The 7,101-nt window shown below is 52.0% G+C and carries 5 protein-coding genes; 3 read left to right on the top strand and 2 right to left on the bottom strand.

Translation table 11 applies throughout. The annotated features are described in order from the left end of the window. Positions 1-986: hypothetical protein (locus tag Q0294_RS19095; RefSeq protein ID WP_299468637.1), on the top strand; the 986-nt coding region annotated here is incomplete at its 5' end. Between the two features lie 109 nt (positions 987-1,095). Here the strand turns inward: Q0294_RS19095 and Q0294_RS19090 are convergent. Then, on the bottom strand, positions 1,096-2,295 hold the full coding sequence (locus Q0294_RS19090) for a pyridoxal phosphate-dependent aminotransferase (protein ID WP_299468635.1): 1,200 nt from the start codon (positions 2,293-2,295) through the stop codon (positions 1,096-1,098). Between the two features lie 299 nt (positions 2,296-2,594). Continuing rightward, positions 2,595-3,404 (bottom strand): hypothetical protein, encoded by an 810-nt coding sequence (locus Q0294_RS19085; RefSeq protein WP_299468633.1) that lies wholly within the window; start codon positions 3,402-3,404, stop codon positions 2,595-2,597. A gap of 328 nt (positions 3,405-3,732) precedes the next feature. Between Q0294_RS19085 and sppA the strand changes: the two genes are divergently transcribed. Both sppA and Q0294_RS19075 read left to right on the top strand, forming a co-directional pair. Further along, positions 3,733-5,541 carry a signal peptide peptidase SppA gene (sppA, locus tag Q0294_RS19080; protein WP_299468631.1) on the top strand — a complete coding sequence of 603 codons (1,809 nt, stop codon included), beginning with the start codon at positions 3,733-3,735 and terminating at the stop codon, positions 5,539-5,541. Between the two features lie 89 nt (positions 5,542-5,630). Further along, positions 5,631-7,101: VCBS repeat-containing protein (locus Q0294_RS19075; RefSeq protein ID WP_299468629.1), on the top strand; the 1,471-nt coding region annotated here is incomplete at its 3' end.

The following is a 7,101-nucleotide window of genomic DNA, read 5'->3' as shown; positions in this document are numbered from 1 at the left end:
ATGGAGACGGTATTGAGTTTACGAATGTGAATTCCGGCCCCAGCTACACTTTGACAATCGAAGACAACATCATCGACTTCAACCAGGGACGTGGTTTTGATCTCTTAGCCAAGTCCGGTGGTAATAATTTCCAGACTAACATTACCGTAGATTTCAATGGAAACATCGTCAACGCGAATACATTTGAAGGGGTTTATGTGGTTTACACATCCTCTGCGAATCAGACGCAAGTCACAGGGAATACAGCTCTCCTGGACGATGGCGGACTCTTTCGCGATCTTCGTTTGAGAATGAATATGGATTCCAACATGATTCTGGCGAACGGATCTGCTGCTGGCTTCAGCACCACAGGCCTGGTGGTTCGGGTTGGTACATCGAATGCCAGTAACAGTACAACCGACAATGGTGGGTTTGCCAGCAATGGAGCCGGGGTCTTTACTCGCTCGGGCGTGATCATGGATGTTGCCAATAATACCTTAACAGGTAACTTTGGTGCAGACGCTTACTTCGAATCGTTTGTTTCCACAGTGGACCCTGCTGCAACAGCTGGTACCTGGGCGGCTACCAACGATCCCACCGTCATCACAACCTTCGAGAGCGATCCACTGGCCCGCCTGGATTTGAACTGGGATAATAACACGGTCATCGCGACGGATGTGAACAATTCTGGTGCCTCTTATAATGTTTCAGATACTTTCAAGTCACGTTTGAACACAGTTGCTGTAACACCCGGGCCATTCACATCGAATACCCGACTTCGTAATGCACAACGTCAGGCTGCTCGTATTGCCAACTTGAATGCACCAGGGGCAGGAACCTTCCTCTACTCCGGTACGGGAGCAAGCACCTTCCGAGTTAACAGCGCGGGGGATACAGCGCCCTTTATCCTGGATACCTTTCCTTTCGCGGTCACACCTAATGATGCAAACGGTGTCTTCCTCGGGAACCTTGTCGGCGAACTGCCCTTCGGCTGGGGACAATACTAAGAGTTCACAGTGGACCTGACCTGATGATCTGTTAAAACAGAAACACCATCCTGAATCAAATCGGGATGGTGTTTTTTATTTGTTGTTTGACGATTACGGTTCCATATCGTTAAGCAGGTGACAGAAACTGCTCAATCGCATTGAGGCCTGCTTCCAGAGTTTTCAGGTCCGTGGCAAAGGAAAGTCTGACATAACCCGGTGCACCAAAGTCGTCACCTGATACCAGAGCCACATGGGCCTCTTCCAGTAACGCGGTGCAGAATTCGCTGGAGTCTTTGACCACTTTACCCCCTCCCAGCGGTAGATTAAAGTGGGCGCTCACATTGAAGAAGGCATAAAACGCCCCCCCCGGCTCGGCAAAACTGATCTCCGGAAATTTCCGCAGTCGTTCGAGTACATAGGCTCGACGTTCTTTGAAGGCTTCCAGCATCGCTGCCACACTCTCCTGAGGTCCGCTCAAGGCGGCAATCGTCGCGGCCTGACTGATGCTGCAGGGATTGGATGTTTCCTGGCTTTGCAGTTTGGTCATCGCAGCCGTTACTTCCACCGGGGCAATCGTCCAGCCAATCCGCCAGCCGGTCATCGCGTAGGCTTTACTGACGCCGCTCACAATGATCGTTTTCTCAGCAACATCCGGTCCGAAGGAAGCAAAGCAGCGAAATTCGGAACCCTCGTAAATCAGTTTTTCGTAGATCTCATCGGAAAGTACGGCGATATCTTTTTCGACCGCAACCCGCGCCAGTGCTGCCAGTGTTTCAATCGGATAGGCGGCTCCGGTCGGGTTACAGGGATTGTTGAGCATCAGCAGTTTGGTTTTCGGCGTAATCGCCTGCGCGAACTGTTCGGCGTTCAGGCAGAAGCCGCTCTCCTCACTCGTTGCCACCAGCACAGGGGTCGCCCCCGTCAGTTCGACCAGAGCGCTGTAGCTCACCCAGTACGGCGTGGGAATGATGACCTCATCGCCGGGTCCGCACAGCGCCGTCAGTGCATTATGAATGGAATGCTTGGCGCCGTTGGAAACCACCACCTGATTGGACTGATAGCTTAAGCCGTAGTCGCGCTGATAGGCGTCGCAGATCGCCTGCTTGACCTCCGGCGTCCCGGCTGCCGGCGTGTAATGGGTCTGGCCGGCGTCCATCGCATCTTTCGCAGCCTGACAGATATGCGCGGGGGTATTGAAATCCGGCTCTCCCAGAGTGAAATCATAGACGGTGACCCCCGTGTTTTTTAATGCTTTCGCTTTTGCTGCAGCGGCAATGGTGGCAGAGGGCTGTAGTTTCTGGACAGTAGCGGAGAGCTGCATCGACATAATCGTAATCTTTGTAGGCTTAAGTAATAAAAACTTCAGGGACTGACATACACCATCAGCCCGGAATGATTCCCCGGCTAAGACACCTGGAAATCAGATATGTTCGAAACCACACGATTCTTTTCACCTGCGCCCGTAGCGTCAAGTCTCCGATGCCTTTGTTTGGAAATCGAGCAGGATTCCCGGGAAAAAACGGGGCGGACATGCGTGATTTCGATGCTCCAGCATGAAAACGGACCAATGACTTCACCGGCAATTTGATTTCCGGGAAGCAGGCATTTACCGGGCTAAAGCGCCGCTTACCTGGACGCGGGCAGCTCACTCTCTGCGTTTTTGCCCACTTCATGGGCCGACATGGCGACATGAATCCGCGAGGTCATTTTGAACTCGGACCGGGCCTGAGTTCCCCCTTTGGTATCGCGTGTGATATCGACGGTCCATTTCGCGACGCCAAAAGGAATCTCGCTCGTGCGCCAGATCGTCCCCTCGTTTTTGGAGCGTGTCGTGGGACTTTCGCTTATAAAGCTCCCCTTGTATTCGCGGGCCGAGACGGCGCCTGCCGGGGTTTCCACTGTGGCCGGTTCTCCTTCAGAGTCCCATTTCGGGTAATATTCGAGCATTGTGATCAGCGGGAAAAGCCGCAACACATTTGTCTGCAAAGGCTCGACGGGTTTGTCACCTGTCTTGCGATAACCACGGATGATGGGGAGAAAGGTGATCGGAATCTGATCTTTGTCAACGAGCTGACCGTTGATCGCTTTTTCAGGGACTAATACTTTATAGATCCAGAGACCAGACACACCCGGAGCGACTCCCGATTCGGTTGCCTTACCGGTGAGGCATTTGAACTCCAGCCAGCGACAGGCGGTTTGAGCCCCTTCGAATTCCGCCATTTCGGAACCTACGGAACTGATAACCAGATGCCGCGTCCATTGCAGCTTTACATTCAAATCATTCGATTCCGGCCCGGGCATCTCTTTTTCATAGGTCCCTTCAAATCGGACCCAGGAACCATCGGGTGGCAGTTCCCAGATGAGCCCCTGCGCAGAAAGCGAACTCGAAAAAGAAATCAGACAGAAAAAAGCAGGAAATAATGATCGAACAGACATGTTTTGAAAACCAGAGTCGTTAACGGAAATGATCAGAGCACAGTTTGTGACTGCAAAACTTCAGACCCCAGTGTGACAAAAGAGGTATCCCCTGACAACACTTTTTGGTTTTTCCGGAAGGAATTTTCCCAAGCGAGTGATTTTCAGAGCGTATAACGGGAGCATCAGTCAACTCTTTCTTGACCGTAGCCTGTCGCGTACCTTAGACTGCTTGTAGGAATTAACACGGTTTTAACGTTTATCAAATTGTTCCTGACTGACAGAGCCTGACCTTTCCACGGTGCCTGCTCTTCTGACAATACATCCGTCCCTCTACTGGAGATTCTTGATGCCGATGCCTTTTCTGAAATGCCGCTGGTTACCATTCGCTCTGGTTTTGGGAGTTTGTCTCTGTCTGTTCGTAAATACTGTCTCTGCAGCAGAAGAAGAGGCCAAGCCCACGCGCGAAAACTGGGGGCATATCGTCATCAAAGGAGATTACCCGGAAGGGCCTCAGATGCCCGGTCTGTTTGGTGATGTTACGGAATCGCTTTCGAAGGCAGTCGAGCGACTGGAAAAAGCGGCCGAGGATAAATCGCTGACCGGGGTCATTCTGCATTTGAAGGGGACCGAAGTTGGCTGGGCAAAACTGAATGAACTGCGCCAGGCAATTTTGAAAGTACGTAAGAGCAAGAAAAAAGTTTATGCCTGGATCGAGTCGGGGATGACGAAAGATTATCTGATTGCCAGTGCCTGCGATCAGATTGTCATGCCGGAATCTGCCACGCTGATTCTGCTCGGTTTGCGGGCGGAGGTCAGCTTCTATAAAAACTTATTCGACTGGCTGGATGTGAAGCCGGACGTTTTACGCGTTGGAGAATACAAGTCGGCTGCGGAACCCTACACGCGCACCGAAATGAGCCCCGCATTTCGCGAAGAGATGGAAGCGCTCCTGGATAATTACTTCGGTCAGATTATCGCGATGATTTCCAAATCGAGAGGGTTGTCGGCAGAGCAGGTCGAAACGGCCATCAACGCCGGGCCTTACATGGCCGTCGATGCAAAAAAACTGGGTTTGATTGATCACGTTGCCTATGAAGATCAACTTCCCGAACTGATCACGGGCGGTAATAAGAAAACAGAAGTCAAAGTCATTCACAATTATGCGAAAAAACGTCTCGACACCGATTTTTCAGGTATCGCCGGTCTGATCAAATTGATGGATCTGTTAGCAGGCATCGATTCTTCACAACGTACCGGCTCAGGACCACGCATTGCCGTAATTTATGCCACGGGCGCCATTATGTCCGGCTCCAGTTCTCAGGGCGGTCTGCTGGGAATGCATGTGCTGGGCTCTGATACCTTTATCAAAGCCGTTGAAAAAGCGGCCAAAGATGAGCAGGTGAAAGCCATCGTCCTGCGCGTCGACAGTCCCGGCGGAAGTGCGCTGGCCAGCGATCTGATGTGGCGTGCGCTGCAAGAGGCTGGCAAGCCGATCGTGGTCAGTATGGGGGATGTCGCTGCCAGCGGCGGCTATTACATTTCGATGGGCGCAAATCGAATTTTTGCAGAGCCCGGTACGCTGACCGGATCGATTGGTGTGGTGGGCGGAAAAATTGCCGTCGAAGGCCTGTATAAGAAAATCGGTATTACAAGCAGCGTGATTTCTCGCGGCGATAATAGCGGCACGTTCAGCCCGATGACCGGTTTTACGGAAACGGAACGGACCGCCGTCACAAAGTTGCTGTATGCGGTTTACAAACAGTTCACGGAAAAAGCAGCCACGGGACGAAAAATGGAGTACGACGCACTGGAGAAACTGGCCCGCGGCCGTGTTTATACCGGGGAGATGGCTCTCAAAATCGGTCTGGTTGATCAGCTTGGAACTCTGGATGATGCCATCGAGCATGCCCGTAAACTCGGCAAAATTCCCGATGACCAGAAGTTCGAAAAATTAATTCTCCCTCGTCCGACGAGCCCGTTCGAACAGTTGTTCGGACCCGCGGACGCGGATGCGCGGCTGAGTCAGCAGTTTTCGAAAATGCTGAATCAGCTCTCTCCCGAGTTATCGCAGCAACTGCAGAAACTGGATGTGATCAACCTGCTCTCGCGGGAAAAAACGCTGACGGTGATGCCCTTTGATATTCGCGTGAATTAGAACTAAAATTCTTACTGAACGACTTTTCTGCATGATCTCTCAGTCTGACGCTGAGGGCCAGAACAAACATGAAATGGCGAGGAGACAGGATGTTTAACGGCTTTCGAAACACAGTGGGAAATTTATGCTTCGTCGTGCTGGCTGCTGTGACGGTCGGGGGAGCAGCGACGCCGCTCTTCGCGGATGAGAAAGTCAGCCTGACCCAGTACTACGGATTCAAACCACTGGAAATCTTCAAACTGTCCGAGCGTTCGACCAACATGCTGGCGGAAGACCTCAACGCCGACGGTCAAACGGATCTCGTGCTCATTGATAACAGTAACAGTCGCATTGATGTTCTGCTGCAGCGGTCCGGGAAGGAAAAGGATGCCGACGATGATTCGAGTGAAGAAGTCAACTTCATTTCCAATGACAGGCGATTCAAACACGTCAAAATTCCGGTCGACGTTTCCGTCACAGCACTGACCGTCGGTGATTTCAACGGCGATGGCCGCAAAGATCTGGCTTACCTGGCCCTGCCGGATCGTTTGATTATCCGATATCAATCGGAATCGGGAGACTGGACCGATCGCACACGCATTCGATTGGCCGACCTGCAGCCAACTCAGTGGACGATTGCAACCGGCGATCTGAATTTCGATAAAAAAACCGATTTGATCGTGTTAGGCACCAATCATACGTATGTCATTCTGCAGGATCAGAAAGGGGAATTGAGTTCGCCGCAATCGATCCTGAATACCTCTCCCAAGCTGGGGCTCTCCGCCATCGCCGACCTGGATGGCGACGGCCGCAATGATTTTACATATGCCACCCGCGATGGAAAAAACCAGATTCTCTGTGCCCGGCTGCAAAAACAGGATGGCACTCTAGGACCGGAAATCCGATTCGAACTTTCCAACCCGCGTTCCGTCACGCTGTCCAACATTGATGGAAAACCGGGCTCGGAAATCCTGACCATCGATTCACAGACCGGCCGGCTGAAAATTCAGCAACTGGAGAATTCGCAAAATCAGAATGGGAATCTCTCCAAGCGAATGACGTTATACGGGTTCGGCGATGAAGGCTCGAGCCGTAATCGCGGTTTTGATCTGGGGGACATTAATGGCGATGGATTCAGCGACGCCGTTGTCTCCGACCCGGAAACAGCGCAAATGCTGGTGTATCTGCAGACCAAAGATCAGGGCCTCGATCTGGGACAGACATATCCCGGTTTGCAGGGGGTGGAACAGTTACGCGTTGAAGATGTCGACGGGGATGGACTGGGTGAAGTCTTCGTTTTGAGCGAACGGGAAAAAATTATCGGCGTCAGTTCTTTCAAAAATCAGCGATTATCCTTCCCCAAAATTCTACCCATCAAAGGGGAGCCTGTCGCATTCGAACTGGCCGACCTGGACGGGAATCAAACCCCCGAGTTGATTTATGTCGCAAAGAACCCGGACAAAGGCTCGAGCACTTTTGAACTGCACGCGCTGCGTCTGACTTCGGAAGGAACGTGGAGCGATTATCCGTTTCCGAGTGCCCCTCCCAGTCTGGATTCACCGAAATCATTAATCAAATTGG

The organism is uncultured Gimesia sp. (assembly GCF_937919775.1).
Classification (GTDB): domain Bacteria; phylum Planctomycetota; class Planctomycetia; order Planctomycetales; family Planctomycetaceae; genus Gimesia.
Note: the sequence above shows the minus strand (reverse complement) of the source record. Positions and strands in the feature narration are given on the sequence as shown.